24 protein-coding genes and 1 riboswitch are annotated in these 24,388 nt (G+C 71.2%); of the genes, 20 read left to right on the top strand and 4 right to left on the bottom strand.

The genetic code is table 11. The features are described from left to right. Positions 1-11 precede the first annotated feature (11 nt). The 5 genes from AB0M93_RS15895 (at position 12) to AB0M93_RS15915 (ending at position 4,737) form a co-directional block, all read left to right on the top strand. Positions 12-1,367 carry a polysaccharide lyase 6 family protein gene (locus AB0M93_RS15895; protein ID WP_364273683.1) on the top strand — a complete coding sequence of 452 codons (1,356 nt, stop codon included), beginning with the start codon at positions 12-14 and terminating at the stop codon, positions 1,365-1,367. A 30-nt stretch (positions 1,368-1,397) separates the two neighbouring features. Further along, complete coding sequence (gene mutM, locus AB0M93_RS15900) at positions 1,398-2,267, top strand: bifunctional DNA-formamidopyrimidine glycosylase/DNA-(apurinic or apyrimidinic site) lyase (protein WP_364273686.1); 870 nt, start codon at positions 1,398-1,400, stop codon at positions 2,265-2,267. Between the two features lie 58 nt (positions 2,268-2,325). After that, positions 2,326-2,760 (top strand): XRE family transcriptional regulator, encoded by a 435-nt coding sequence (locus AB0M93_RS15905; protein ID WP_364273689.1) that lies wholly within the window; start codon positions 2,326-2,328, stop codon positions 2,758-2,760. Between the two features lie 244 nt (positions 2,761-3,004). After that, entirely contained in the window at positions 3,005-3,562 is a 558-nt protein-coding gene (locus tag AB0M93_RS15910) for a hypothetical protein (protein ID WP_364273692.1), read from the top strand. Then, the gene (locus tag AB0M93_RS15915; protein ID WP_364273695.1) at positions 3,559-4,737 is read left to right on the top strand and encodes an MAB_1171c family putative transporter; all 1,179 of its coding nucleotides are present in this window, start codon (positions 3,559-3,561) and stop codon (positions 4,735-4,737) included. The genes AB0M93_RS15910 and AB0M93_RS15915 overlap by 4 nt, the downstream gene beginning before the upstream one ends. Before the next feature lie 21 nt (positions 4,738-4,758). On the opposite strand, the gene AB0M93_RS15920 is transcribed toward AB0M93_RS15915, so the two are convergent. After that, complete coding sequence (locus tag AB0M93_RS15920) at positions 4,759-5,661, bottom strand: SMP-30/gluconolactonase/LRE family protein (protein ID WP_364273698.1); 903 nt, start codon at positions 5,659-5,661, stop codon at positions 4,759-4,761. A 78-nt stretch (positions 5,662-5,739) separates the two neighbouring features. On the opposite strand from AB0M93_RS15920, the gene AB0M93_RS15925 reads away from it, so the two are divergent. Both AB0M93_RS15925 and AB0M93_RS15930 read left to right on the top strand, forming a co-directional pair. Then, on the top strand, positions 5,740-6,063 hold the full coding sequence (locus tag AB0M93_RS15925) for a PadR family transcriptional regulator (RefSeq protein ID WP_086843254.1): 324 nt from the start codon (positions 5,740-5,742) through the stop codon (positions 6,061-6,063). Next, positions 6,060-7,328: a hypothetical protein gene (locus AB0M93_RS15930; RefSeq protein ID WP_364273701.1), complete on the top strand. Its 1,269-nt coding sequence runs from the start codon at positions 6,060-6,062 to the stop codon at positions 7,326-7,328. Before AB0M93_RS15925 ends, AB0M93_RS15930 begins: the two co-directional genes overlap by 4 nt. 86 nt (positions 7,329-7,414) lie before the next feature. On the opposite strand, the gene AB0M93_RS15935 is transcribed toward AB0M93_RS15930, so the two are convergent. Next, positions 7,415-7,939, bottom strand: coding sequence for a general stress protein (locus AB0M93_RS15935; RefSeq protein WP_364273704.1), 525 nt, complete (start codon positions 7,937-7,939; stop codon positions 7,415-7,417). 229 nt (positions 7,940-8,168) lie between these two features. On the opposite strand from AB0M93_RS15935, the gene AB0M93_RS15940 reads away from it, so the two are divergent. Genes AB0M93_RS15940 through AB0M93_RS15960 form a run of 5 tightly spaced genes read left to right on the top strand, consistent with a single transcriptional unit; the run spans position 8,169 to position 13,306 of the window. Beyond that, positions 8,169-9,515: a glutamine synthetase family protein gene (locus AB0M93_RS15940; protein ID WP_364274349.1), complete on the top strand. Its 1,347-nt coding sequence runs from the start codon at positions 8,169-8,171 to the stop codon at positions 9,513-9,515. Then, positions 9,496-10,206 (top strand): gamma-glutamyl-gamma-aminobutyrate hydrolase family protein, encoded by a 711-nt coding sequence (locus AB0M93_RS15945; protein WP_364273707.1) that lies wholly within the window; start codon positions 9,496-9,498, stop codon positions 10,204-10,206. The genes AB0M93_RS15940 and AB0M93_RS15945 overlap by 20 nt, the downstream gene beginning before the upstream one ends. Beyond that, positions 10,203-11,570 carry an aldehyde dehydrogenase family protein gene (locus AB0M93_RS15950; RefSeq protein ID WP_364273710.1) on the top strand — a complete coding sequence of 456 codons (1,368 nt, stop codon included), beginning with the start codon at positions 10,203-10,205 and terminating at the stop codon, positions 11,568-11,570. Before AB0M93_RS15945 ends, AB0M93_RS15950 begins: the two co-directional genes overlap by 4 nt. Continuing rightward, the gene (locus tag AB0M93_RS15955) at positions 11,570-12,337 is read left to right on the top strand and encodes a 3-oxoacyl-ACP reductase (protein ID WP_364273713.1); all 768 of its coding nucleotides are present in this window, start codon (positions 11,570-11,572) and stop codon (positions 12,335-12,337) included. Before AB0M93_RS15950 ends, AB0M93_RS15955 begins: the two co-directional genes overlap by 1 nt. 12 nt (positions 12,338-12,349) lie before the next feature. Further along, entirely contained in the window at positions 12,350-13,306 is a 957-nt protein-coding gene (locus tag AB0M93_RS15960; RefSeq protein WP_364273716.1) for a cyclase family protein, read from the top strand. On the opposite strand, the gene AB0M93_RS15965 is transcribed toward AB0M93_RS15960, so the two are convergent. Then, positions 13,303-13,500 carry a hypothetical protein gene (locus tag AB0M93_RS15965; protein ID WP_364273719.1) on the bottom strand — a complete coding sequence of 66 codons (198 nt, stop codon included), beginning with the start codon at positions 13,498-13,500 and terminating at the stop codon, positions 13,303-13,305. The two genes, AB0M93_RS15960 and AB0M93_RS15965, sit on opposite strands and share 4 nt — an antisense overlap. A gap of 72 nt (positions 13,501-13,572) precedes the next feature. On the opposite strand from AB0M93_RS15965, the gene AB0M93_RS15970 reads away from it, so the two are divergent. The 7 genes from AB0M93_RS15970 to AB0M93_RS16000 all read left to right on the top strand — a co-directional run bounded on the left by AB0M93_RS15970 (position 13,573) and on the right by AB0M93_RS16000 (position 23,151). After that, positions 13,573-14,865: a helix-turn-helix transcriptional regulator gene (locus tag AB0M93_RS15970; protein WP_364273722.1), complete on the top strand. Its 1,293-nt coding sequence runs from the start codon at positions 13,573-13,575 to the stop codon at positions 14,863-14,865. A gap of 169 nt (positions 14,866-15,034) precedes the next feature. Further along, positions 15,035-15,133, top strand: a riboswitch (glycine riboswitch). A 44-nt stretch (positions 15,134-15,177) separates the two neighbouring features. After that, positions 15,178-18,009: an aminomethyl-transferring glycine dehydrogenase gene (gene gcvP / locus AB0M93_RS15975; RefSeq protein ID WP_364274352.1), complete on the top strand. Its 2,832-nt coding sequence runs from the start codon at positions 15,178-15,180 to the stop codon at positions 18,007-18,009. Between the two features lie 4 nt (positions 18,010-18,013). Continuing rightward, positions 18,014-19,105 (top strand): glycine cleavage system aminomethyltransferase GcvT, encoded by a 1,092-nt coding sequence (gcvT, locus tag AB0M93_RS15980; protein WP_364273725.1) that lies wholly within the window; start codon positions 18,014-18,016, stop codon positions 19,103-19,105. 14 nt (positions 19,106-19,119) lie between these two features. Further along, the gene (gene gcvH, locus AB0M93_RS15985; protein WP_364273728.1) at positions 19,120-19,497 is read left to right on the top strand and encodes a glycine cleavage system protein GcvH; all 378 of its coding nucleotides are present in this window, start codon (positions 19,120-19,122) and stop codon (positions 19,495-19,497) included. Beyond that, positions 19,497-20,771 carry a serine hydroxymethyltransferase gene (gene glyA, locus AB0M93_RS15990; protein WP_364273731.1) on the top strand — a complete coding sequence of 425 codons (1,275 nt, stop codon included), beginning with the start codon at positions 19,497-19,499 and terminating at the stop codon, positions 20,769-20,771. The genes gcvH and glyA overlap by 1 nt, the downstream gene beginning before the upstream one ends. Beyond that, positions 20,768-21,769 carry a lipoyl synthase gene (lipA, locus tag AB0M93_RS15995; RefSeq protein WP_364273734.1) on the top strand — a complete coding sequence of 334 codons (1,002 nt, stop codon included), beginning with the start codon at positions 20,768-20,770 and terminating at the stop codon, positions 21,767-21,769. The genes glyA and lipA overlap by 4 nt, the downstream gene beginning before the upstream one ends. Positions 21,770-21,783: 14 nt before the next feature. Next, the gene (locus AB0M93_RS16000) at positions 21,784-23,151 is read left to right on the top strand and encodes an L-serine ammonia-lyase (protein WP_364273736.1); all 1,368 of its coding nucleotides are present in this window, start codon (positions 21,784-21,786) and stop codon (positions 23,149-23,151) included. Positions 23,152-23,259: 108 nt separating this feature from the next. Here AB0M93_RS16000 and AB0M93_RS16005 read toward each other — a convergent pair whose 3' ends face one another. Next, complete coding sequence (locus AB0M93_RS16005) at positions 23,260-23,490, bottom strand: hypothetical protein (protein WP_364273739.1); 231 nt, start codon at positions 23,488-23,490, stop codon at positions 23,260-23,262. A 170-nt stretch (positions 23,491-23,660) separates the two neighbouring features. Between AB0M93_RS16005 and AB0M93_RS16010 the strand changes: the two genes are divergently transcribed. Continuing rightward, a complete protein-coding gene (locus AB0M93_RS16010; protein ID WP_364273741.1) occupies positions 23,661-24,380 on the top strand; it encodes a GntR family transcriptional regulator in 720 nt (239 codons plus the stop codon). Positions 24,381-24,388: the final 8 nt, after the last annotated feature.

Genomic DNA, 24,388 nt, shown 5'->3' on the forward strand with positions numbered 1-24,388 from the left:
GGTTTGGCGGAATGCGTCTGTTCTTCGTCCCCTTGATCGCCGCGGCGCTCGTCGTCGTGCCCGGACCGGCGGCCTCGGCCGCCCAGGTCCGCGTCACGTCGCTTTCGGCGCTGCAGTCCGCAATGGACAAAGCGAACCCCGGTGACACGATCGTGCTGGCCGACGGCTCCTACTCCGCGGGCTCGACGCTCACGATCAAGCGGTCCGGTTCCGGCTCCGCGCCCGTGACGATCGCCGCCGAGCACACCGGCAAAGCGACGATCACCGGCTCGAAGACGTTCTCCTTCGCCGGCGGTGTCCACGACGTCGTGCTGCAGGGCTTCAAGTTCCGCAACGGCGCGGCCCTGAGCGTTCCGACCGGAGCGTCGCACAACCGCCTGTCCCGCAACGACTTCCAGCTCACCGGCGACGGCAACTGGGTCTCGGTCAACGGCGACGGCACCGAGGTCGACCACAACGTCTTCCAGAACCGCACCACCCAGGGCGTGTTCCTGCAGATCCTCGGGCCGTCGGACGCCATGGCGCAGAACGTCCACGTGCACCACAACTACTTCTACAACCACCAGTTCTCCGGCGCGAACGGCGGCGAGTCGATCCGGCTGGGGCTGAGCAACCACCAGTCCTACTCCGCGCACGCGGTCGTCGAGAACAACCTCTTCGAGAAGGCCGACGGCGACATCGAGGCGATCTCGGTCAAGTCGTCGGACAACGGCGTGCGCTACAACACGATCCGCGACAGCAGGGGCTACATCGTGCTGCGCCACGGCAACCGCAGCACCGTCGAGGGCAACCTGCTCTTCGGTTCGGGCATCCGGTTCCACGGCAACGACCACCGGATCGTGAACAACTACGTGGCCAATTCCGGTGGCCGCGCGATCGTGTTCGGCTCGGGCGACGAAGCCGACAGCGGTCCGACGAGCAAGCTGCACGACCGCCCGGACCGCGACACCGTCGCCTACAACACGGTGATCGGGTCCAGCAGCGTCATCGACGGCGACGGCGGCGACTTCAAGCCGAAGGACTGCGTGGTCGCGGACAACATCGTCAAGGGGACGTCGGGGACCCTCGTGACGCTGCCGAGCGGCTCGACGGTCAAGTACGAGGGCAACATCACCTTCGGCGGCACGGCGGGGATCCCGGCGCGCAACGTCGATCCGAAGCTGGTCAAGGACGCCGCGGGGCTGTACCGGCTGGCTTCCGGCAGCCCGGCGATCAACACCGGCGTGGGGTCGTACCCGTACGCCGCGATGGACTTCGACCTGCAGGCCCGCACCGGCACCTACGACGTCGGCGCCGACGAGTACTCCGCTTCGGGGACGACCCGGGTCCCGCTGGCGAAGGCGGACGTCGGACCGGCCGCTCCGTGAATTGTCGTACCCGGCGGGCACAATGACCGCATGCCCGAACTTCCCGAGGTCGAAGTCGTCCGCCTGGGCCTGCAGGCGCACATCGCGGGGCGGACCATCCGCGAGGCGGAGGTCCTGCACCCGCGCGCCATCCGCCGGCACGCCATGGGCGCGGAGGACTTCACGAAGCGGCTCGCCGGCACCCGCGTCGAGGCGGCCCGGCGCCGGGGCAAGTACCTGTGGCTGGAGCTTTCCGACAAGGAGGCGCTGCTGGCCCACCTGGGGATGAGCGGGCAGATGCTCGTCCAGCCGGAGGGCACGCCGGACGAGAAGCACCTGCGGGTGCGGCTGCGCTTCGACGACGACGGGCCGGAGCTGCGTTTCGTCGACCAGCGCACGTTCGGCGGCCTGGCGCTGGACGACCTCAGTGACATCGGCGGCGATGTCCTGCTGCCGGACACGATCGCGCACATCGCGCGCGACCCGATGGACCCGGAGTTCGACCTCGACGCGGCGGTGCGCGCGCTGCGGTCGCGGCGCACGGAGGTCAAGCGGGCGCTGCTCGACCAGACGCTGGTGTCGGGCATCGGCAACATCTACGCGGACGAAGCGTTGTGGCGGGCCCGCCTGCACTGGTCCCGGCCGACAGCGAAGCTGACCATGGCGAAGGGCCGCGAGCTGCTGTCGGCGGCGTCGGACGTGATGAACGCGGCGCTGGGCGCGGGCGGCACGTCGTTCGACGCGCTGTACGTGAACGTGAACGGGCAATCGGGGTACTTCGACCGGTCGCTGGACGCGTACGGCCAGGAAGGCATGCCGTGCCACCGCTGCGGCACGGCGATCCGGCGGGAGCCGTTCATGAACCGGTCGTCGTTCTCGTGCCCGCGCTGCCAGCCGCGGCCGAGGGCGAACTCGGGTTGATAAAGGGGTGCCGTCTTTCAGCTAGGATGAATACGCCTGGTAGCTGAGGGAGTGCATCGTGGTCAAGGAGCCCGGAAAGTCGACGCTGGCCGACAAGATCGACCGGCTGTTCCACGTGGTCCGCAGACCCGACCGGGAGCCCTACAGCAACGAAGAGGTCGCCAAGGCCTGTCGTGAGGCCACGGGCGAGAGCTTCTCGACGACGTACCTGTGGCAGCTGCGCACGGGCCGCCGCGACAACCCGACGAAGCGCCACCTCGAGGCACTGGCACAGTTCTTCGGCGTACCCCCGGCATACTTCTTCGACGACGAGCAGAGCAAGAAGATCGCGGAGGAGCTGGCCCTGCTGGGCGCGCTGCGCGACGCGGGGGTCAGGGACCTGGCGCTGCGCGCGGTGACGTTGTCCTCGGACGGCCTGGACACCATCAGCGACATGATCGACGCGATCGCCCGAAGGGAGGCCGGTCGCGGCACCCCGAAGAAGGAGGGCTGAGGTGGCGGTGTTCTCGCCGTCGGGACCGGGGCTGCCGGGTGCCGGTGCGCACAGCTTGTGCGGGCTCGGGCCGGTCCGTGCCGAACCGAGCCTCGCTGCCGGGGAACGGCGCGAAACGCCGGGCCTGCGGGGAACCGCTTCCCGGTTCCGCGCGCCGGATTCTCCCCGGCCGCGCAACCAATCGGACCCTGCCGCGTTGATCCGGCTGGAACCGTACGGCCGGGCGTGGTGAGGGAGTGTGAAGGTGGCGCGACCATCCTGGCGGCGGCGACCGGCGCGCTCGCTGTGGCTGCGGGCGCGTGAAGTCGCCGATGCCGTCCGCCTGCCCGAGCCGTTCGACGCCGGGGACTTCGTCGCCGCGCTGGCCGCCGAGCGGGGACGGCCGATCGAGCTGATGCCCGTCAGCGCTCCCGAAGGCGCGCCGTGCGGGTTGCTGATGAGCACCGAACGCGCCGACTACATCCTCTACCCGACCGACACCACCGCGCTGCACCGGCGGCACATCCTGCTGCACGAGGTCGGGCACCTGCTGTGCGGCCACGTCGGCTCCGACGCCGGCGCCGACGGGGTGGCCATCGACGCCGCCGCGGGGCGGCAGCTGATGCCGAACCTCTCGCCCGAGCTCGTCCGGCGCGTCCTCGGGCGCACCACCTACTCCGAGGTCGAGGAACGCGAAGCCGAGCTCGTCGCGAGCCTGCTCGCGCAGCGCGTCGTCCGGCCCGCCGGGCCGCGTGCGCCCGCGCCCGGTGTCCCGGAAGGTGTGCGCCGCTTCGATTCCGTGTTCGGCCGCCGCGCGCCGTGATCGAGTCGCTCGCCTACTACTTGTGCCTCGCGGGCTTCGCCGGGTTCGGGTACAAGCTGATCGAGGCGCGCCGCAGCCAGCCCGCGCGCACGATGTGGTTCCTCGCCGGCTTCGGCATCTGCATCGCCACCGGCATCGTCGTGCTGACGCCGGCGATGTCGGCCCTCGCCGGCCCCGGCCCGGTGGCCGAATGGGTCCTGAGCCTGGCCGGCGACGAGCTGAAACTGGGCGCGATCGGGTTCGCGGTCGCCTTCACGCAGTCGGTGTGGCGCGGCGAAGGCGCCCGGCTCGCGCCGCACGCGTTGTTCACCGGCGCGACGATGGTGCTGCTGGCGGTGTGTTTCGCGCTTTCCGAGCCGCGGCGGACCGGCGACGAAACCGTGTTCTCCGAGGCCGACCTGCCGTTCGCGTTGGCCGACAAGGTGTTGTTCCTGCTCTACAGCCTGATCAGCCTCGGCCTGCTGTTCGCGGTGTTCTTCCGCAGCGCGTGGCACGCCGAGCCGGGACCGCTGCGGGCCGGGCTGTGGCTGCTGGTCGTCGGCGTCGGAGCGGCGTTCGCGTGGACGTTCTGGGACGTCGACGACGTCCGCCGCCTCGCGGAGTCGGCGCGGATCGCCGCCCGCGAAGACGTGCCGTCGTCGGTGCTCGCCGCGGTGACGGTCGTGTCCGTCGCGGCCGGGGCGACGCTCAGCGCGTGGTCGCCGGCGGTGTCGTCGGTGATCGGCCGGGTCCGCGCGTACCGCGCCTACCGCCGCATCGAGCCGTTGTGGACGGCGTTGCGCACGGCGGTGCCGGGCATCGCCCTCGACCCGGGCCGCGAGCTGGCGGGCGGCGCGGAGTTCACGCTGTACCGCCGGGTCATCGAAATCCGCGACGGCCACCTGGCGCTGCGAGCCCACTTCGACCCGGACCTCCCGGCCCGCGCGGAGGCGGCGGCCCGCCGGGCGGGCGTCCGCGAAGCGGAGGTGGCGGCCACGGTGGAGGCGGTGACCCTGGCGGCGGCGATCGAGGCGGGCCGGGCGGGCCGCCGCTTCGACCGCGAACCCGGCCCCGAACCCGAACCGGACGCCGACGCGGACGTGACGGCCGAGGCGGCCTGGCTGGTCCAGGTGAGCCGGGCCTGGCAACGCCGTGACGCCCTGGTGGAGCGGGTCAGGGCCGCCGCTCCCGGCTAGCCCGCAGGCAGCGCCGGCCGGTCAGCGCGGGTAGCGGGCCCCGTTCACCGTCACCCGCAGCGTGTACAGCGAGCTCGACGCCGTGATGAACAGCTCGTTCCCGCGCGCTCCGCCGAAGGTGAAGTTCGAGCAGATCTCCGGCACCCGCAGCTTGCCGATCCGGGTGCCGTCCGCGGCGAAGCAGTGCAGGCCGTCGTGGGCCGCCGCCCACACCTGGCCTTCGCTGTCCACGCGGACTCCGTCGAAGCCGCCGCTGTCGCTCGTGGCGAAGATGCCGCCGCCCGTCAGCGTTCCGTTCTCCCCGACGTCGAACACCCGCAGGTGGCTCGGGTCCTGGCGGGTGTCGGCGATGTAGAGCCGCGATTCGTCGGCCGAGAACGCCAGGCCGTTCGGCCGCGAGAAGTCGCCGGCGACGATCGTCACCGTGCCGTCCGGGGCGGCCCGGTACACGTGGCAGGCGCCGATTTCGCTCTCCGCGCGGTAGCCCTCGTAGTCGCTGTCGATGCCGTAACTCGGGTCGGTGAACCAGATCGACCCGTCCGAGTGCTCGACGACGTCGTTCGGGCTGTTCAGCCGCTTTCCCCGGTAGTCCGACGCGATGACCGTGATCGAGCCGTCGTGCTCGGTGCGCGTCACCCGGCGGGTGCCCTGCTCGCAGCTGACCAGCCGCCCGCGGCGGTCGACCGTGTGGCCGTTCGCGTAGTTCGACGGCTGCCGGAACACGCCCACCTGGCCGGTCGTCTCGTCCCAGCGCAGTGTGCGGTCGTTCGGGATGTCGCTGAAGACCAGGTAGCGCCCGGCCGGGAAGTACGCGGGCCCTTCGGTCCAGCGGCAGCCGGTGTGCAGGCGCTGCATCCACTCGTCGCCGTTGACGCGCTCGAACCGCTCGTCCAGCAGCTGGAAGTCCGTCTTGACCAGGTCCATTCCCTCAGCATGGCCCTCCGCCGTGCACACTACTGCGCAATGCGTGGTACCTTCCCATGCGTAAGACTGGAGGGTGCAGTGGAGATCAGTCAGCTGCTCAAAGGGGTGCTCGACCTCGCCGTTCTCGCGGTGCTCCGCGAGGAGGACGGCTACGGGTACGACGTCCTGCGAAGACTCCGGGCCGCCGGCCTGGACGAGGTGGGGGACGCGTCGGTGTACGGGACGTTGCGCAGGCTCTACAAGGCCGGCCTGCTGACGTCGTACGTGGTGCCCAGCGAAGAAGGGCCCCACCGCAAGTACTACAGCCTGAACGAGCCGGGCCGGGCCCGGCTCGCGGAGTCGGGCAAGACCTGGCAGAGCTTCGCTTCGACGATGAACGTGCTTTTGGGAGAGGCAGCATGAGCGACAAGCCGACCGCCGTGCGGGTGTATCTGGCGCGGGTCCGGACCGCGCTCGCCGACCTGCCCGCGAGCGAGATCGAAGAAATCCTCGAGGACGTCCGTCCGCACCTGGCGGAACTCGAGGCCGAGCTGGGGGAGGGTGCCCGCGTCGAGGCGTTGATCGAACGGCTCGGCTCGCCCGAGAGCTACGCCGCCGAGCTGCGCGCGTCCGGCGGGTACCCGGCGCCGGGCGAGGGGACGACGCAGGTGATCACGACAGCCGCCGCGCCCAGCCTGGCGAAACCGCGGATCGCGTTGTGGGGCTTGGTGTTCTGCGCGCTGGCGCTCGCGTTCCTGGCGTTCGGGGCCGCCGTGACCCTCAGTCCCGGCACGTTCGCCGGCCTGCTGCTGTTCGCGCCGGTGTTCCTCGTCAGCCTGATCCTGCTGCTGCGCGGCGGGATCGAGCCGGTGCTGGCGCTGCCGGAGGTGGGCTGGGTGCGGAGCGTGCTGGCCAAGGGACGTGAGCAGGAGGACGCCGGCAAGTTCCTGCGCTACGCGCGTTCGCTCAAGCCGGCGTGGTGGGTGTTCTGCGCCGTCGTGCTCGTCTCGTTCGGGCTGCTGCTCATGCTGCGGCACCGGAGCGCCGTGCTGCTGCTGCCGTTCCTGATCGTCGCGGCCGTGGGGGCCCTGTGGGCGGGCCCGCGGGTGCGCACCGACCGGCGGCTGCTGTGGCTGGCGGTGCCGATCTCGGCGTTCGTCATCGGCGGCGCGCTCGGCGGATTCGGCGCGGCGATCGACCTGTTCGCCCGCGGGAGTTCCTCGGCGCCGTCGTACTACTACCCGTCTTCGTCCGACAACTACGGCAACGACCAGCTGACCTACGGCGGCCGCGAGGTCGGCAACATCTACGCCTTCGACGCCGAGGGCAAGCCGCTGACCGAGGTCTACCTCTACGACGAAGCGGGCAGGCCGCTCACGGTGACCCGCTACGGCTGCGAGCGCTCGAGCGGGAGCAGGCAGCGGATCGGCGCGGACAACCGGTTCCCGCGGCCGAAGGTCGAGCAGGGCGTCACCGACGACCAGGGCAACTTCAACGGCTACAACGGCTACCGCGGCGCCTGCCGCGAAATCGCGGGCGTGCCGTTCAGCGCGGCGATCCCGAAGGTCACGGCGCCGTCGCCCACGACCACCACGCCGCCGGCCACGCCGACACCGACACCGGCCACGCCGACGCCGACACCGGCCACGCCGACGCCGACGCCGGCCACGCCGACGCCGACCAGGTAGGGGAGCAGGGGCGGTCGGGGCCGCTCCTGGTGCGGCGAAGGCCGCCTCCGGGACTTCCCGGGGGCGGCCTTCGAACTATCCGCGGGTCAGTGGCCGAAGGCGCTGCGGGCCGCGAGGTCCGCCAGCAGTGCGCGGCCCTTCTCGGCGTTGCGGGGCTGCGACAGGACGTCGTAGCGGCGGGCCACCAGCTGGCTCTGGGAGACGAACCCGCGCTTGTTCCGGTTCACCGCGTAGCCCAGTGCGCCGAAGAGCAGGTTGAAGCCGAGCCCGGCGACCAGGCCGATGACGATCGGGACGAGGCCGGCGCCCGGGTTGAGCAGGCTGAGCATCAGGCCGAGGAACAGGCCGAACAGCGCACCGGACGTCGCCGCGCTGCCGAGGACCTTGCCCCACGACATCCGGCCCGCGATCCGCTCGACGAGCATCGGCTCCACGCCCACGATCGTGACGTCGGTGACGGGGAAGTCGGTGCCCGCGAGGTGGTCGACCGCGCGCTGTGCCTGCTCGTAGGACTCGTACGAACCGATCGGCCAGCCGGTGGGCAGGGTCGGCAGCTGGGGCCGGGCCTGCTGCTGTCCGATCGTGCTCTGCTGCGTGAATGCTGTGGTCATCGATCTCACCTCTCTTGCCCCGTTCAACGTGCGGGGGCCCCGGTTTCCTCCCGCGCGCGCGGATTCACAGACTCTTCTCAGCCGGGCAAGCCGGACAATCCGGCCGCCACCCTAAAGGTTCAAAAAGATACCTTTTCTCGGGTTGACCGCGTCCGGCTCACCGGGTAGGAAGGACCGGCAAAGGATTCATACCAAACCTTTGGGGCGACGGATGGCACGCAGGCGAGGCATGCTCACGCTCGACGAACTCCGGGCGCGCGTGGACGCGGGCACGATCGACACGGTGCTCGTCGCGCTCACCGACATGCAGGGCAGGCTGCAGGGCAAGCGCTGCTCGGCCGAGTACTTCCTGGACGAGGTCGTCGGCCACGCCACCGAAGCCTGCAACTACCTGCTCGCCGTCGACGTCGACATGAACACCGTCGAGGGCTACGCGCTCTCCTCCTGGGACAGCGGGTACGGCGACTTCGTGCTCCGCCCCGACCTCGAGACGCTGCGGGAGATCCCGTGGCACGAGGGCACCGCGCTGGTCCTCGCCGACGTCGAGCGCGTGCAGGGCGGCCCGGTCTCGGTGTCGCCGCGCCAGATCCTGCGCCGCCAGCTCGAGCGCCTCGCCGAGCGCGGGCTCACCGCCCACGTCGGCACCGAGCTGGAGTTCATCGTCTTCGACGACACCTACGAGGCCGCCTGGGACAAGCGCTACCACGGCCTCAAGCCCGCCAACCAGTACAACGTCGACTACTCGATGCTCGGCACCGCGCGGCTGGAGCCGCTGCTGCGCCGGATCCGCAACGACATGGCCGGCGCCGGGCTCTACCCGGAGTCCGCCAAGGGCGAGTGCAACCCCGGCCAGCAGGAGATCGCCTTCCGCTACACCGACGCCCTGAGCACGTGCGACAACCACAGCGTCTACAAGAACGGCGCCAAGGAGATCGCCGCGCAGGAGGGCAAGAGCCTCACCTTCATGGCGAAGTACAACGAGCGCGAAGGCAACTCCTGCCACATCCACATCAGCCTGCGCTCGACCGAGGGCCGGGCCGTCCTGGCCGGTGACGGCGAGCACGGCTTCTCGCGGCTGATGGAGCAGTTCCTCGCCGGCCAGCTCGCCGGGCTGCACGAGCTCACCTACTTCTTCGCCCCGAACATCAACTCCTACAAGCGGTTCGTGCCCGGCAGCTTCGCGCCGACCGCGATCGCGTGGGGCACCGACAACCGCACGTGCGCGCTGCGGGTCGTCGGGCACGGCGAGTCGCTGCGCGTGGAGAACCGGGTGCCGGGCGGGGACGTCAACCCCTACCTCGCCGTCGCCGCGCTGATCGCCGCCGGCCTGCACGGCATCGAGAACGAGCTGGAGCTGGAGGAGCCGTTCACCGGCAACGCCTACCACTCCGACCGGGACACCGTGCCGACGACGCTGCCCGAGGCCGCCGCGGCCCTGGACGGCAGCGACCTGGCGCGCGCGGCCTTCGGCGACGACGTCGTCGACCACTACCTGAACGCGGCGAAGATCGAGATCGACGCCTACAACGCCGCCGTCACCGACTGGGAGCTCGTCCGTGGCTTCGAGCGCCTCTGAACCCGTCATCGGCCTCACCAGCTACCTCGAACCCGCGAAGTTCGGGGTCTGGGAGACCGAGGCCGTCCTCCTGCACCGCTTCTACGTCGACTGCGTCGTCGCGGCGGGCGGCATCCCGGTGCTGCTGCCGCCGGTGTCCGGCGCGCACGACCGGCTCATGTCCACAGTGGACGGCCTGGTCCTCACCGGCGGCGCCGACGTCGAGCCCGGCCGCTACGGCCAGGAGCCGCACCCGTCGACCTACACCCGGCCGGAGCGGGACGCCTTCGAGTTCGGCCTGTTCGAGGCCGCGCGCCGGGCGGGCAAGCCGGTGCTCGGCGTGTGCCGCGGCCTGCAGGTGATGAGCGTCGCCCTCGGCGGCACGCTGGTCCAGCACCTGCCGGAGGCCACGCAGTCGACCGAGCACCAGCCCGCCCCGGCGACGTTCGGCCGGGGCACGGTCACCCTCGCCGAAGGCAGCCGGGCGGCGTCGATCCTCGGGCCCGAGACCAAGACCCTGTGCTACCACCACCAGGCGATCGACCGGCTCGGCGCCGGCCTGGAAGCGGTCGGCTGGGCCGCCGACGGCACGGTCGAAGCCGCCGAGGTGCCGGGGGAGTTCACGCTGGGCGTCCAGTGGCACCCCGAGCAGGACAGCGACGACGTCCGGCTGTTCGCCGCCCTCGTCGAAGCGAGCAAGGAGAGGCCATGACCACCACCTTCGACGTCCTGAACCCCGCCACCGAGGAGGTGGTGCGGGCGGTCCCGCTGACGAGCGCCGAGGAGACCGACGCGGCGATCGCCCGCGCGCACGCGGCGTTCCCGGCGTGGCGCGACGTCACCCCCGGCGACCGCGCGCGGCTGCTGCGCCGCTTCGCCGGCGCCGTCGAGGCCGACATCGAGCACCTCGCGCGGCTGGAGGTCGAGAACTCCGGGCACACCATCGGCAACGCCCGCTGGGAGGCCGGCAACGTCCGGGACGTCCTCAACTACTACTCGGCGGCCCCGGAACGCCTGCTCGGCCAGCAGATCCCGGTGCCGGGCGGGATCAACGTCACCTTCCACGAACCCCTGGGCGTGGTCGGCGTGATCGTGCCGTGGAACTTCCCGATGCCGATCGCCGGCTGGGGCTTCGCGCCCGCGCTCGCCGCCGGGAACACCGTCGTCCTCAAGCCCGCCGAGCTGACGCCGCTGACCGCGATCCGGCTGGCCGAACTGGCGCGCGAAGCGGGCATCCCCGAGGACGTCTTCCAGGTGCTGCCCGGCAAGGGATCCGTGGTCGGGCAGCGGTTCGTCGACCACCCGACCGTCCGCAAGGTCGTGTTCACCGGCTCGACCGAGGTCGGCAGGCAGATCATGGCGGGCTGCGCGGCGCAGGTGAAGCGCGTGACGCTGGAGCTGGGCGGCAAGAACGCCAACATCGTCTTCGCCGACTCCGACCTGGAGAAAGCCGCGGCGACCGCGCCCTACGGCGTCTTCGACAACGCCGGCCAGGACTGCTGCGCGCGGTCGCTGATCCTCGTGCAGGCGAGCGTGTACGACCGCTTCATGGAACTGCTGGAACCCGCGGTGCACGGCGTCGTCGTCGGCGACCCGGCCGACGAGAAGACCGAGATGGGCCCGCTGATCTCGGCCGCGCACCGGGAGAAGGTCGCCTCCTACGTGCCGGAGGACGCGCCCGTCGCGTTCCGCGGCACCGCGCCCGCCGGCCGCGGCTTCTGGTTCCCGCCGACCGTCCTCACCCCGCCCGACCTGCGGCACCCGGCCGCGGCGGAAGAGGTCTTCGGCCCGGTCGTCGCGGTCGTGCCGTTCGCGGAGGAGGCCGACGCGATCCGGATGGCCAACGCGACCGAGTACGGCCTGTCCGGGTCGATCTGGACCCGCGACGCCGGCCGCGCGTTCCGGGTCGCGCGCGGCGTCGAATCCGGCAACCTCTCGGTGAACTCGCACTCGTCGGTGCGCTACTGGACGCCGTTCGGCGGCTTCAAGCAGTCCGGCCTCGGCCGCGAGCTGGGGCCCGACGCCGCGGCGGCGTTCACCGAAACCAAGAACGTCTTTCTGAGCACGGAGGAGTAATGGTCCAGCGTTTCGAAGGCCGCGTCGCGGTCGTCACCGGCGGCGCGAGCGGCATCGGGCTCGCCTCGGCCCGGCGCCTGGCGAGCGAAGGGGCGAAGGTCGTCATCGCGGACCTCTCGCCCGTGGAGGGGAAGGCGGCCGCCGACGAGATCGGCGGCGCGTTCGTCCAGACCGACGTCACCGACGCCGAGCAGGTCGAGAACCTGTTCCACAGCACGGTCGAGCAGTTCGGCGCGGTCGACGTCGCCTTCAACAACGCCGGCATCTCGCCGCCGGAGGACGACTCCATCCTGACCACCGGCATCGAGGCGTGGGAGCGGGTCCAGCGCGTCAACCTGACGTCGGTGTACCTGTGCTGCAAGGCCGTCCTGTCGCACATGCAGCGCCAGGGCAAGGGCTCGATCGTCAACACGGCGTCGTTCGTGGCCGTGATGGGCGCGGCGACGTCGCAGATCTCCTACACCGCGTCCAAGGGCGGCGTGCTTGCGATGAGCCGCGAGCTCGGCATCCAGTTCGCGCGGGAGAACATCCGCGTCAACGCGCTGTGCCCCGGCCCGGTGAACACCCCGCTGCTGAAGGAGCTGTTCGCGAAGGACCCGGAACGCGCGGCGCGGCGCCTGGTGCACGTGCCGGTCGGCCGGTTCGCCGAGCCGGAGGAGATCGCGGCCGCGGTCGCGTTCCTGGCCAGCGACGACGCCAGCTTCATCACGGCGTCCCAGTTCCTGGTCGACGGCGGCATCTCCGGGGCGTACGTCACCCCGCTCTGACATGGTGGTGCGGTGACGGAAGAGCGGCCGGTGCCCAGCCAGGACGACGTGCTCGGGTACTTCGAAACGCTGTCGAACTGGGGGCGGTGGGGCGACGACGACGAGCTCGGCACGCTGAACCACATCACCGACGACGTCCGGCTGGCGGCGGCGCGGGCCGTGCGCCACGGCCGGGCTGTGTCGTGCGCGTGGGAGGTGGCCGTACCCGAAGAGATGGAGCGGTCGACGACGACGTGCCCGCGCTTCGCCGACATGCCGGGTGCGGAGAACATGCCGCTGCCCGGGTTCCGCAACGACCCGCACTGGGGCTACGCGAACGAGCGGCTCGGCATCCTGTTCCACGGCAACACGATCACCCACGTCGACTCGCCGTGTCACATCTTCTGGGACGGCAGGATGTACAACGGGCGGCCGCACTCGCTGGTCGACGCCGCGACGGGATCGGCGTGGGGAGCCGTCACGGCGGCGGCGAACGGGATCGTCACGCGCGGTGTCCTGCTGGACGTCGCGAAGGTCCGCGGTGTGCCGTCGCTGGAACCGGGTGACGGTGTGTTCCCCGACGACCTCGAGGAGGCCGAGCGCCGCCAGGGCGTCCGGGTGCGCTCCGGCGACGCGGTACTCCTGCGGACCGGCTACGGCCGCGTCCGGCACGAGGCCGGGGCGTCCGGCGGTGTCACGCAGGCCGGCTGGCACGCGTCCTGCCTGCCGTGGCTGCACGAGCGGGGCGTCGCGCTGATCGGCGCCGACACTCCCCAGGACGTTCAGCCGTCGGGGTACGACGACCTCGCCATGCCGGTGCACACCGTCGGCCTCGTAGCGATGGGCTTGTGGCTGCTCGACAACTGCGACCTCGAGGCGTGCGCGGCGACGGCCGCCGACCTCGGTCAGTGGGACTTCCAGCTCGCCGTCGCTCCGGTCCGCTTCGCCGGCACGTCCGGCAGCCCGGTCAACCCGATCGCCACGTTCTAACGGCGCGTCGGTTTCTTGACGCCGTAGACCTCCTTCAGGAACTTCCAGGCGGCGTTGAGCCGCTTGCGTTCCTCGGAGAGGAGCTGTTCGCGGCGGCGCAGCACGCGGACGGCGATCTCGGAGGCCAGGAAGGCCCCGGCGGCGAAGGTGAGCACGCCGACGATCAGGGTCAGGGCGATGACGGTGGTGGTCATGGTGACCAGCGTCGGAGTGCCGTGGGCGAGTTGTCCCTGCGCAAAGCTAGCGGGTTTCGTTAGCTTTGTGAGGTGACGCACTGGCGCGCCGACGAGTGGGCGGAAGCGGTCCGGGCCGGTCTCCGCTCCCGCGGGCTCTCCCTGGACGAGGCCGCGCGACGCGTCGGCGTTCCGACGTCGACGCTGCGCAGCTGGATCGAGCACCGGCACGCGCCGAAGGTGACCGTTTTCGACCACTGGGCGCAGCTGGCCGAGGTCACCGGGCTCAGCGAGGCCGAGCTGCTGCGCGTCGCCGGTGTCCTGCCCGACTCGCTCGCCGGCCCGGTGCACGTCGCGCAGGCGGCGAAGGCGCTGCGGGAGGGCATCGACCGGGCCGGGCAGTTCCTCCGGCAGGCCACCGCGCTCGTCTACTCCTCGCCCGGCACGCAGGTGGCCAACGCCATCGCCGCGTCGCCGGTCGACTGGGAGATGCGGATCCGCTCGGCCACCCGCGGCGACGAGGTCCGCGTCACCTACCACCACTACGTCGGGATCGTGCCGCCGCGGGACTTCCCCCACGACGACGCCGAGGTGCGCCGCATCATCGAGCACGACGTCCTCGGGGAGCTGTGGCGGCCGCTCGGGCTGTACTGGCGGGTCGCGGAGGTGCACGACTGGCACGAACCGCCGCGGCTGGTGATCCAGGTGCCGGAGCAGGAGGCCACGCGGCCGCCCGTGCCGACGCCGGTGGTCGCCGCGCCGCCGGTGGTCGTGCTGTCGCCGATCTGGGGCTACGGCGAGCTGCTGGCCTCGCTGGTCGCCGACGGGCTCGGGTTCGGCAACGTCGACTTCCGCTACTTCGGCCTGCCCGACGCGATGGCCGACCGGGTCCGGGTCACCGCCCGCGAGCTGGCCGGACCCGCGCCGCGGCTGGTGCACTCGGTGCCGCCGATCATGCTGCTGCACGGCCTGGCCGTGCCCGACCTGACCGGACGGCTCCCGGTCGTGGTCCGCTACGGCCCGCGCATGCGGGCCCGCGCGGCCCGGATCTACCGCGGCCCGCTGCTCGAAGCCGGGTTCGCCGACCCCGAGGAGGGTGCGCGGGCGATCGAAGAAGCGATCTCGGTCCCGCCGGGCTGCGCGTACTTCGAGGTCACCCTGGCCGACGAGGACGTCTTCGACGGCGACCGCCCCTCGCTGGACCGGCTCAACGACTCGGTGGCCTGGCACGCCGAGCAGATCGTGGAACAGGTCCTGCTCGGCGCGGGCCTGCCGCCGGTCCCGCTCGGCGGCCCGCTGAAACGCCTGGTCCTGCCCTCGGGCCGGGTCCGCCGCCCGCCGGCGCTGGCCGGGAGCGTCGTGCGTCGAGCCGCGGTCGAAGGTTGATGTGGTGTTGCCCGGGTGACGTAGACGCGCGCCCGAAGCGCCGGGTACCGTGACCGTCACAACTGCAGATCGGGCCGTAGAGCCGAGGCGGGAGAGCCCTCACGAAGTCGGTGGGGCACCGAAGGAGCAAACTCCCCGGAATCTCTCAGGTACCTGCTACCGCTTCGCGCGAGGCCACTCTGGAAAGCAGGCGCACCCGCGCCTCACCCAAGGTGAAAGCCGTGTCGCACACGGTGAAACTCTCAGGTGCCATGACAGAGGGGGAGTTCCCAGCGCACCGTTCTGTCCGGTGCCCGGCCCGAGGAGCTCCCCATCACTTCAACGCAGTTCGACGCCCGCCACATCGGCCCGTCCGAGGCCGAACGCGCGAAGATGCTGGCCGAGTGCGGCTACGGCAGCCTGGACGCCCTCGTCGGGGCCGCCGTCCCGAGCGCCATCCGCGCCACCCGTGACCTGCGGCTGCCGCCCGCCGCGTCCGAAGAAGAGGCCACCGCGGAGCTACGCGCCCTCGCCGCGCGCAACCGGCCGATGACGCAGATGATCGGCCTGGGCTACTCCGACACCGTCACCCCCGGCGTGATCCGCCGCAACGTGCTCGAGAACCCGGCCTGGTACACCGCGTACACGCCCTACCAGCCGGAAATCTCCCAGGGCCGGCTCGAAGCCCTCCTCAACTTCCAGACCATGGTCGCCGACCTGACCGGCCTGGCCACCGCGAACGCCTCGCTGCTGGACGAGTCGACCGCCGTCGCCGAAGCCGTCACGCTGATGCGCCGGGCGTCGAAGTCCAAGTCGAACAAGGTCGTCCTCGACGCCGAATGCCTGCCGCAGACCATCGCCGTCGTGCGCACCCGCGTCGAGGCCCTGGGCATCGAGGTCGAGGTCCGCGACCTGCTGACCGGCCTGCCCGAGGACTTCTTCGGCGTCGTCGTCCAGTACCCCGGCGCGTCCGGCGTGCTGCGCGGCCGCGGCTTCTACCACGCGATTTCCGAGTCGGCGAAGGCCGCGGGCGCGCTGTTCACCGTCGCCGCCGACCTCCTCGCGCTGACCCTGGTCACCGCGCCCGGCGAGCTCGGTGCCGACGTCGCCGCGGGCTCGACGCAGCGCTTCGGCGTCCCGCTCGGCTACGGCGGCCCGCACGCCGGGTACATGTCCGTCCGCGCCGGCCTCGAGCGCTCGCTGCCCGGGCGCCTGGTCGGCGTCTCGGTCGACGCCGACGGCAACTCCGCCTACCGGCTCGCGCTGCAGACGCGTGAGCAGCACATCCGCCGCGAAAAGGCGACGTCGAACATCTGCACCGCGCAGGTCCTCCCGGCCGTGCTGGCCGCGATGTACGCGGTCTACCACGGTCCGGACGGCCTGAAGAAGATCGCCCAGCGCGTCCACGGCCTCGCCGCGGGCTTCGCCGGCGCCCTGCGCAAGACCGGCGTCGAGGTCGTGCACGAGTCCTTCTTCGACACCGTCGTCGCGCACGTGCCCGGCCAGGCCGCCGAGGTCCACGCGGCCGCCCGCGCGGCCGGGATCAACCTCGGGCACGTCGACGCCGACCACGTCCGCGTCGCCTTCGACGAGGTCAGCACCCCCGCGATCGCGGCGAAGGTGCTGAGGGCGTTCGGGGTGGAAGAGGACGTCCAGGACGGTGTCGCGCTGCCGAACGGCCTGGCCCGCGAGACCGGCTTCATGGGCCACGAGGTCTTCGGCACCCACCGCTCGGAGACGGCGATGCTGCGCTACCTGCGCCGGCTGTCCGACCAGGACTACGCCCTCGACCGCGGCATGATCCCGCTCGGCTCCTGCACGATGAAGCTGAACGCCACCACCGAGATGGAGCCGATCAGCTGGCGCGAGTTCGCGGGCATCCACCCGTTCGCCCCGGCCGAGGACGCCGAGGGCTACCACGTCCTCGTCGCGCAGCTGGCCGAGTGGCTGGCCGAGGTCACCGGCTACGACAAGGTGTCGCTGCAGCCGAACGCGGGCAGCCAGGGCGAGCTCGCCGGTCTCCTCGCGATCCGCGCCTACCACCGCGCGAACGGCGACGAGGCCCGGGACGTCTGCCTGATCCCGTCGTCCGCGCACGGCACGAACGCCGCCTCCGCGGTGCTCGCCGGGATGCGCGTGGTCGTGGTGAAGTGCACCGACGAGGGCAACGTCGACCTCGCCGACCTGCGGGCCAAGGTGGACGCCCACCGGGACACGCTCGCCGCGATCATGGTCACCTACCCGTCCACGCACGGCGTGTACGAGCACGACATCGACGAGCTGGCCAAGATCGTCCACGACGGCGGCGGCCAGGTGTACGTCGACGGCGCGAACCTCAACGCCCTGCTCGGCCTGGCCAAGCCGGGCGAGTTCGGCGGCGACGTCTCGCACCTGAACCTGCACAAGACGTTCTGCATCCCGCACGGCGGTGGCGGCCCCGGCGTCGGCCCGGTCGCGGTGCGCGCCCACCTCGCGCCCTACCTGCCGAACCACCCGCTGCTGGACGCGGCCGGCCCGGAAACCGGCGTCGGCCCGATCAGCGGCGCGCCCTACGGCTCGGCCTCGATCCTGCCGATCTCCTGGGCTTACGTCCGGATGATGGGCGCGCCCGGCCTGACCGCGGCCACGAAGGTCGCCGTGCTGGCCGCGAACTACGTCGCTTCGCGGCTGGCCCCGCACTACCCGGTGCTCTACACGGGCCAGGACGGCCTGGTCGCCCACGAATGCATCCTCGATCTGCGGCAGCTCACCAAGGAGACCGGCGTGACGGTCGACGACGTCGCGAAGCGGCTCATCGACTACGGCTTCCACGCGCCGACCATGTCGTTCCCGGTCGCGGGCACGCTGATGGTCGAGCCGACCGAGTCCGAGGACCTCGGCGAGATCGACCGGTTCTGCGACGCGATGATCGCCATCCGCGCCGAGATCGACGAGGTCGCCGGCGGCAAGTGGAGTGCGGAGGAGTCGCCGCTGCGGGGCGCCCCGCACACCGCGGAGACGCTGGTCGGGGAGTGGGACAAGCCCTACAGCCGCGAGCTGGCCGTCTTCCCGGCCGGGGTGTCGCGCAAGAACAAGTACTGGCCCCCGGTGCGTCGCATCGACGGCGCCCGCGGCGACCGTAACCTCGTGTGCTCCTGCCCGCCCCTCAACGCTTACGAAGGCTGAACCCGTGTCACGAGAGACCTCCCTGCACGGAGTCCACAAGGGACTCGGTGCGCTGTTCACCGACTTCGCCGGCTGGTCCATGCCGGTCCGCTACGCCAGCGAGCTGGCCGAGCACAAGGCCGTCCGCGAGGCGGCCGGGCTGTTCGACCTCTCGCACATGGCCGAAATCCACGTCACCGGCCAGCAGGCGGCCGACGTCCTGGACTTCGCGCTGGTCGGCAACCTCACCGGGGTCAAGCCGGGCCGGGCGCGGTACACGATGATCTGCAACGCCGAGGGCGGTGTCCTCGACGACCTGGTCGTCTACCGGCTGGCCGACGAGCACTACCTGGTCGTCGCGAACGCGGGCAACGCGCAGGTCGTCGCCGACGCCCTCGCCGAGCGGGTCGCGGGCTTCGACGCGGTCGTGGACGACCGGTCCGAGACCACCGCGCTGATCGCCGTCCAGGGCCCGAAGGCCGTCGAGATCCTCGGCGCGGTCACCGACGCCGACCTGGACGCGCTGAAGTACTACGCCAGCGTCCCGGCGTCGGTGAAGGGCCACGACGTCCTGCTCGCCCGCACCGGCTACACCGGCGAGGACGGCTTCGAGCTGTTCGTCGACGCCGACGAGGCGCCCGCGTTGTGGCGCCTGCTGCTGGAGGCCGGCGAGCCGCACGGGCTGGTCCCGGCCGGCCTGGCCTGCCGCGACACGCTGCGTCTCGAAGCCGGGATGCCGCTGTACGGCAACGAACTCACCGTCGGGCAGAGCCCGTTCGAGGCCGGCCTCGGCCGCGTGGTCAAGTTCGAGAAGCCGGGCGACTTCGTCGGCCGCGCTGCCCTGGAAGAGCGGTCGAAGCAGGACGTCCCGCGCGTGCGGGTCGGTCTTCGCGGAGCCGGCCGCCGTGCTCCCCGGCACGGCTACGCGGTGCTGGCCGACGGCACCGAGATCGGCGAGGTCACCAGCGGCGCGCTGTCGCCCACGCTGGGTTACCCGATCGCCATGGCGTACGTCGATCGGGCGTACGCCGAGCCCGGCACCGAGCTCTCCGTCGACATCCGGGGCAGGATCGAGCCCGTCGAGGTCGTCGCCCTGCCCTTCTACTCCCGCGCGTAAAGGACTCCCCAGCTGTGAGCATCCCCGAGAACCTGCAGTACACGAAGGAACACGAGTGGCTGAAGGTCGAGGACGGCATCGCCACCGTCGGCATCACCGCCTTCGCCGCCGAATCGCTCGGTGACATCGTGTTCGTCCAGCTGCCGGACGCCGGCTCGGCGATCAGCGCCGGCGAGGTGTTCGGCGAGGTCGAGTCGACCAAGTCGGTCAGCGAGCTGTACGCGCCCGTCTCCGGCGAGGTCGTCGAGGTGAACGGCACCACATCGGACACCCCCGAGGTCATCAACTCCGACCCGTACACCGAAGGATGGCTCCTGAAGGTGCGGCTCACGGGCGACGTCCCGGAGCTGCTCGACGCCGCCGCGTACGCCCAGCTCACCCAGGAGAACTGATGACGACTTTCGACCAGCACCTGTCCGAAGTCGACCCCGAGGTCGCCGCGGCCGTCGCGGACGAGCTGAACCGGCAGCAGTCGACCCTGGAAATGATCGCGTCCGAGAACTTCGCCCCGGTGGGCGTGCTCGAGGCGCAGGGCTCGGTGCTGACCAACAAGTACGCCGAGGGGTACCCGGGCCGTCGCTACTACGGCGGCTGCGAGCACGTCGACGTCGTCGAGCAGCTGGCGATCGACCGCGCGAAGGCCCTCTTCGGCGCCGAGCACGCCAACGTCCAGCCGCACTCGGGCGCGCAGGCCAACGCGGCCGCGATGTTCGCCGTGCTCAAGCCGGGCGACACCATCCTCGGCCTCGACCTGGCGCACGGCGGTCACCTGACGCACGGGATGAAGATCAACTTCTCGGGCAAGCTGTACAACGTCGTCGCCTACCACGTCGACAAGGAGACCGGGATCGTCGATCTCGCCGAGATCGAGCGCCTGGCCGTCGAGCACCAGCCGAAGCTGATCATCGCCGGCTGGTCGGCGTACCCGCGTCAGCTCGACTTCGCCGAGTTCCGCCGCATCGCCGACCTCGTGGGCGCTCGCCTGATGGTCGACATGGCGCACTTCGCCGGGTTGGTCGCGGCCGGGCTGCACCCGTCGCCGGTGCCGCACGCCGACATCGTCACCACGACCACGCACAAGACCCTCGGCGGCCCGCGCGGCGGCCTGATCCTGTGCCGCGAGGAGCTGGCGAAGAAGATCAACTCGGCGGTGTTCCCCGGCCAGCAGGGCGGACCGCTCGAGCACGTCATCGCGGCCAAGGCCGTCGCGCTGAAGATCGCCGCGAGCGACGAGTTCCGCGAGCGTCAGGAGCGCACCCTCGAAGGTTCGCGGATCCTGGCCGCGCGGCTGTCGCAGGCGGACTGCGCTGACGCCGGGGTGCGGGTGCTGACCGGCGGCACCGACGTCCACCTGGTCCTGGTCGACCTGGTCCAGTCCACCCTGGACGGTCAGCAGGCCGAGGACCGGCTGCACGAGGTCGGCATCACGGTCAACCGCAACGCCGTCCCGTTCGACCCGCGCCCGCCGATGATCACCTCCGGCCTCCGGATCGGCACGCCGGCCCTGGCCACCCGCGGCTTCCAGGCCGACGACTTCGCCGAGGTCGCCGACGTCATTGCCGAAGCCCTCAAGCCGGACTTCGACGACGCCCTGCGGTCCAAGCTGCGCGACCGCGTCGAGACCCTGGCCAAGAAGCACCCGCTGTACGCGGACCTTTCGCGATGAGCGCGTCGCCCGAGGGCCGGAAGCTGTTGCGTCTCGAGGTTCGCAACAGTGAGACGCCGATCGAGAAGAAGCCGTCGTGGATCAAGACGCGGGTGCGGATGGGTCCGGAGTTCACCGAGCTCAAGGGTCTCGTGCGCCGCGAAGGTTTGCACACGGTTTGTGAAGAGGCTGGTTGTCCCAACATTTATGAGTGCTGGGAGGACCGGGAGGCGACATTCCTGATCGGTGGGGATCAGTGCACGCGCCGGTGTGACTTCTGTCAGATCGACACCGGCAAGCCCGCCGCTCTCGACCGCACCGAGCCGCGGAAGGTCGCGGAGTCGGTGCAGGCCATGGGGTTGCGGTATTCGACGGTTACCGGTGTGGCTCGTGATGACCTTCCCGACGGCGGCGCGTGGCTGTACGCCGAGACCGTGCGTCAGATTCACGCTCTCAACCCCGGTACCGGCGTGGAGTTGCTGATTCCGGACTTCAACGCGGACCCGGCCCAGTTGGCTGAGGTGTTCGGGTCGCGGCCTGAGGTGTTGGCGCACAACGTGGAGACGGTGCCGCGGATTTTCAAGCGGATTCGTCCGGGGTTTCGGTATGCGCGGTCGTTGGAGGTCATCACGGCGGCGCGTGAGGCGGGGTTGGTGACGAAGTCGAACCTGATCCTGGGGATGGGTGAGACGCCGGATGAGGTGGCTCCGGCGATGCAGGATCTGGTGGATGCGGGGTGCGAGATCTTGACGATCACGCAGTATCTGCGTCCTTCGCCGCGGCATCATCCGGTGGATCGGTGGGTGAAGCCGGAGGAGTTCGTGGAGCATTCCAAGGCGGCCGAGGCGATGGGGTTCGCGGGTGTGATGGCGGGGCCGTTGGTGCGGTCGTCGTACCGCGCCGGACGGCTCTACGCCCAGACCAAGCGTTACCGTGGAGAAGAGCTGCCGGAGAACCTGGCCCACCTCGCCGACCAGGGCCCGGCTTCGCAAGAGGCCAGCTCACTGCTGGCCCGATAGGAAGGGGCGGATCAATGGCGATCAGCGTCTTCGACCTGTTTTCCATCGGCATCGGCCCGTCGAGCTCCCACACCGTCGGGCCGATGCGGGCGGCACTGACCTTTGTGGACGGACTGGGCGACGACCTCGCCTCGGTGTCCCGCGTCCAGGCGGAGCTGTTCGGCTCGCTCGGCGCGACCGGTTTCGGCCACGGCAGCGACAAAGCGGTCCTGCTCGGGCTGTCGGGTGAGCGTCCCGAACAGATCGACACGGACACCGTGCCGGTGCGTGTCGCGGAGATCCGCGAGTCCGGCAGGCTGCTGCTGGCCGGCACGCACGAGATCGCGTTCGACGAGGACACCGACCTCACGATGCACCGGCGCAAGTCCTTGCCCGCACACCCGAACGGCATGGTGTTCCGCGCGTTCGACGCGTCCGGTTCGCTGCTGCGCGAGCGGACGTACTACTCGGTGGGTGGCGGGTTCGTCCGCGACGAGTCGTACGAGACGGACACGGTGTTCGTCGAAGACTCGACGCCGGTGCCGTACCCGTTCCGCACCGGCGCGGACCTCCTCGGGCACTGCGAGCGGACCGGGTTGCCGATCAGCGAGATCATGCTGGCGAACGAGCTGTCGTGGCGGTCTCGCGAAGAGGTGCGGTCCGGTCTGCTGGACATCTGGGCGGTCATGGCGGAGTGCGTCCGCAACGGCTGTACCCACGAGGGTGTGTTACCGGGCGGCCTGAAGGTCCCGCGGCGGGCGCGCGCGTTGCACGAAAAGCTGCTGGCCGAGGACGGCGCGGACGACCCGTTGTACGCGATGGACTGGGTGAGCCTGTACGCGCTGGCGGTCAACGAGGAGAACGCGGCGGGCGGCCGCGTGGTGACGGCCCCGACGAACGGCGCGGCCGGCATCATCCCCGCGGTGCTGCACTACTACCAGCGCTTCATCCGGCATTCGTCGGACGACGGAATCGTGACGTTCCTGCTCACGGCGGCCGCGATCGGCTCGATCCTCAAGCAGACGGGCTCGATCTCGGGCGCGGAAGTGGGCTGCCAGGGTGAGGTGGGCTCGGCCTCGGCGATGGCGGCGGCGGGCCTGACCGAGGTCCTCGGCGGCACGCCGGCCCAGGTCGAGAACGCGGCGGAGATCGGGGTGGAGCACCACCTGGGCCTGACGTGCGACCCGGTGGGCGGCCTGGTCCAGATCCCGTGCATCGAGCGCAACGCGGTGGGAGCGTCCAAGGCGATCCACGCGGCCAGGATGGCCATGCGCGGCGACGGAAGCCACGTGGTGACGCTGGACAAGGCGATCAAGACGATGCGCGAGACGGGCGCGGACATGAGCGTGAAGTACAAGGAAACCGCCCGCGGCGGCCTGGCGGTGAACGTCATCGAGTGCTGACCGGCGGGCGCCGGGCGGTGGTCGCCGGTGCGGACCTCGCTCAACGGCCCGACCCGAGCCGCCCGGTCAGTGCCGCTTCGCCCGGTCCCGCCTCTGCAGGCCCCGGTCTCAGCCCTCCCGGTCGTCCGGCTCGGCCGCCAGCCGCAGGCCGACCTCGACCAGCGTCCACCCGAGCTGCTGTCTCCTCGTGCCCGTTCGGCGTCTCGGCGTGGCCCGGCCCGGTGGGCGGTTGCGCACGCCGTGGCGCAGCTCGCCCTCTCGTTCGTGGACCAGATCCTCGGCCATCAGGAAGTGCACCGGATCGCCCCCTGCGTCGATGTTCGGTGTCGGTGACCCCATCGTCGCCGACCGTGCCCGTCCGGTTCCACCGGTTTTCCGGACCGCGAACACACTGTGACGACGCGGGCCTGCGCTGGCCACTCCGACGATGCGGAAAGTACCCTGGTGAACACTGACCGTCGCGGTGTCCGGTCGCAGGGCGCGGCCGGATCGCGGCCTAGACTCGCGGGATGGAGTCGACCTCGGTGGTGAATGCCGGCGAAGCGCTGTTCCGGCCGGTCCGCGCCGGCAACGCCTTCGAGGAAACCGTCGAGCGGCTGCTGCAGGCCATCCGGCTGGGCGTCGTCGGCGCCGGGGACCGGCTGCCGTCCGAACGGGAGCTCGCCGAACGGCTCGGCGTCAGCCGCGTCACGCTGCGCGAGGCCATTCGCGCGCTCTCCGACGCCGGTTACGTCGAGTCACGCCGGGGCCGCTACGGCGGCACCTTCGTGAACGAGAGCCTGCCCGGACCGCCCGAACCCGACGGCAAGGTCGACGCCGTCGCCCTGGAAGACGCGCTGAGCCTGCGGTACGTCCTCGAGACCGGCGCCGCGGAGATGGCCGCCGCCCGGTCGCTGAGCCCCGCCGACCGGCAGCACCTCACCGGCACGCTCGCCGAGGCCGCGAGCGCGGAACTCGACGACTACCGCCGCAAGGACTCCCGGTTGCACCTGGCCATCGCCGAGGTGACCGCGTCCGGCTCGCTGACCACCGCGATGGCCGACGCCCGCACCCGCGTCAACCAGCTGCTCGACCGCATCCCGCTGCTGCCGCCCAACCTCGAGCACTCGAACGCCCAGCACGAAGCCATCGTCGACGCGATACTGGCCGGCGACGCGCCCGCCGCCCGGCAGGCGATGGCCGAGCACATCGAGGGCACGGCGTCGCTGCTGCGCGCCTTCCTGTCCTGAAATCCGGG

Origin of the sequence: Amycolatopsis sp. NPDC051102 (genome assembly GCF_040682815.1) — a bacterium.
Taxonomy (GTDB): Bacteria; Actinomycetota; Actinomycetes; order Mycobacteriales; family Pseudonocardiaceae; genus Amycolatopsis.

Coding starts and splice junctions, on each gene's coding strand:
- AB0M93_RS15895 (WP_364273683.1), top strand. CDS start 12: ATGCGTCTGTTCTTCGTCCCCTTGATCGCCGCGGCGCTCGTCGTCGTG.
- mutM (WP_364273686.1), top strand. CDS start 1,398: ATGCCCGAACTTCCCGAGGTCGAAGTCGTCCGCCTGGGCCTGCAGGCG.
- AB0M93_RS15920 (WP_364273698.1), bottom strand. CDS start 5,661: ATGGACCTGGTCAAGACGGACTTCCAGCTGCTGGACGAGCGGTTCGAG.
- AB0M93_RS15930 (WP_364273701.1), top strand. CDS start 6,060: ATGAGCGACAAGCCGACCGCCGTGCGGGTGTATCTGGCGCGGGTCCGG.
- AB0M93_RS15935 (WP_364273704.1), bottom strand. CDS start 7,939: ATGACCACAGCATTCACGCAGCAGAGCACGATCGGACAGCAGCAGGCC.
- AB0M93_RS15940 (WP_364274349.1), top strand. CDS start 8,169: ATGCTCACGCTCGACGAACTCCGGGCGCGCGTGGACGCGGGCACGATC.
- AB0M93_RS15950 (WP_364273710.1), top strand. CDS start 10,203: ATGACCACCACCTTCGACGTCCTGAACCCCGCCACCGAGGAGGTGGTG.
- AB0M93_RS15955 (WP_364273713.1), top strand. CDS start 11,570: ATGGTCCAGCGTTTCGAAGGCCGCGTCGCGGTCGTCACCGGCGGCGCG.
- AB0M93_RS15965 (WP_364273719.1), bottom strand. CDS start 13,500: ATGACCACCACCGTCATCGCCCTGACCCTGATCGTCGGCGTGCTCACC.
- glyA (WP_364273731.1), top strand. CDS start 19,497: ATGACGACTTTCGACCAGCACCTGTCCGAAGTCGACCCCGAGGTCGCC.
- lipA (WP_364273734.1), top strand. CDS start 20,768: ATGAGCGCGTCGCCCGAGGGCCGGAAGCTGTTGCGTCTCGAGGTTCGC.
- AB0M93_RS16000 (WP_364273736.1), top strand. CDS start 21,784: ATGGCGATCAGCGTCTTCGACCTGTTTTCCATCGGCATCGGCCCGTCG.
- AB0M93_RS16005 (WP_364273739.1), bottom strand. CDS start 23,490: ATGGGGTCACCGACACCGAACATCGACGCAGGGGGCGATCCGGTGCAC.
- AB0M93_RS16010 (WP_364273741.1), top strand. CDS start 23,661: ATGGAGTCGACCTCGGTGGTGAATGCCGGCGAAGCGCTGTTCCGGCCG.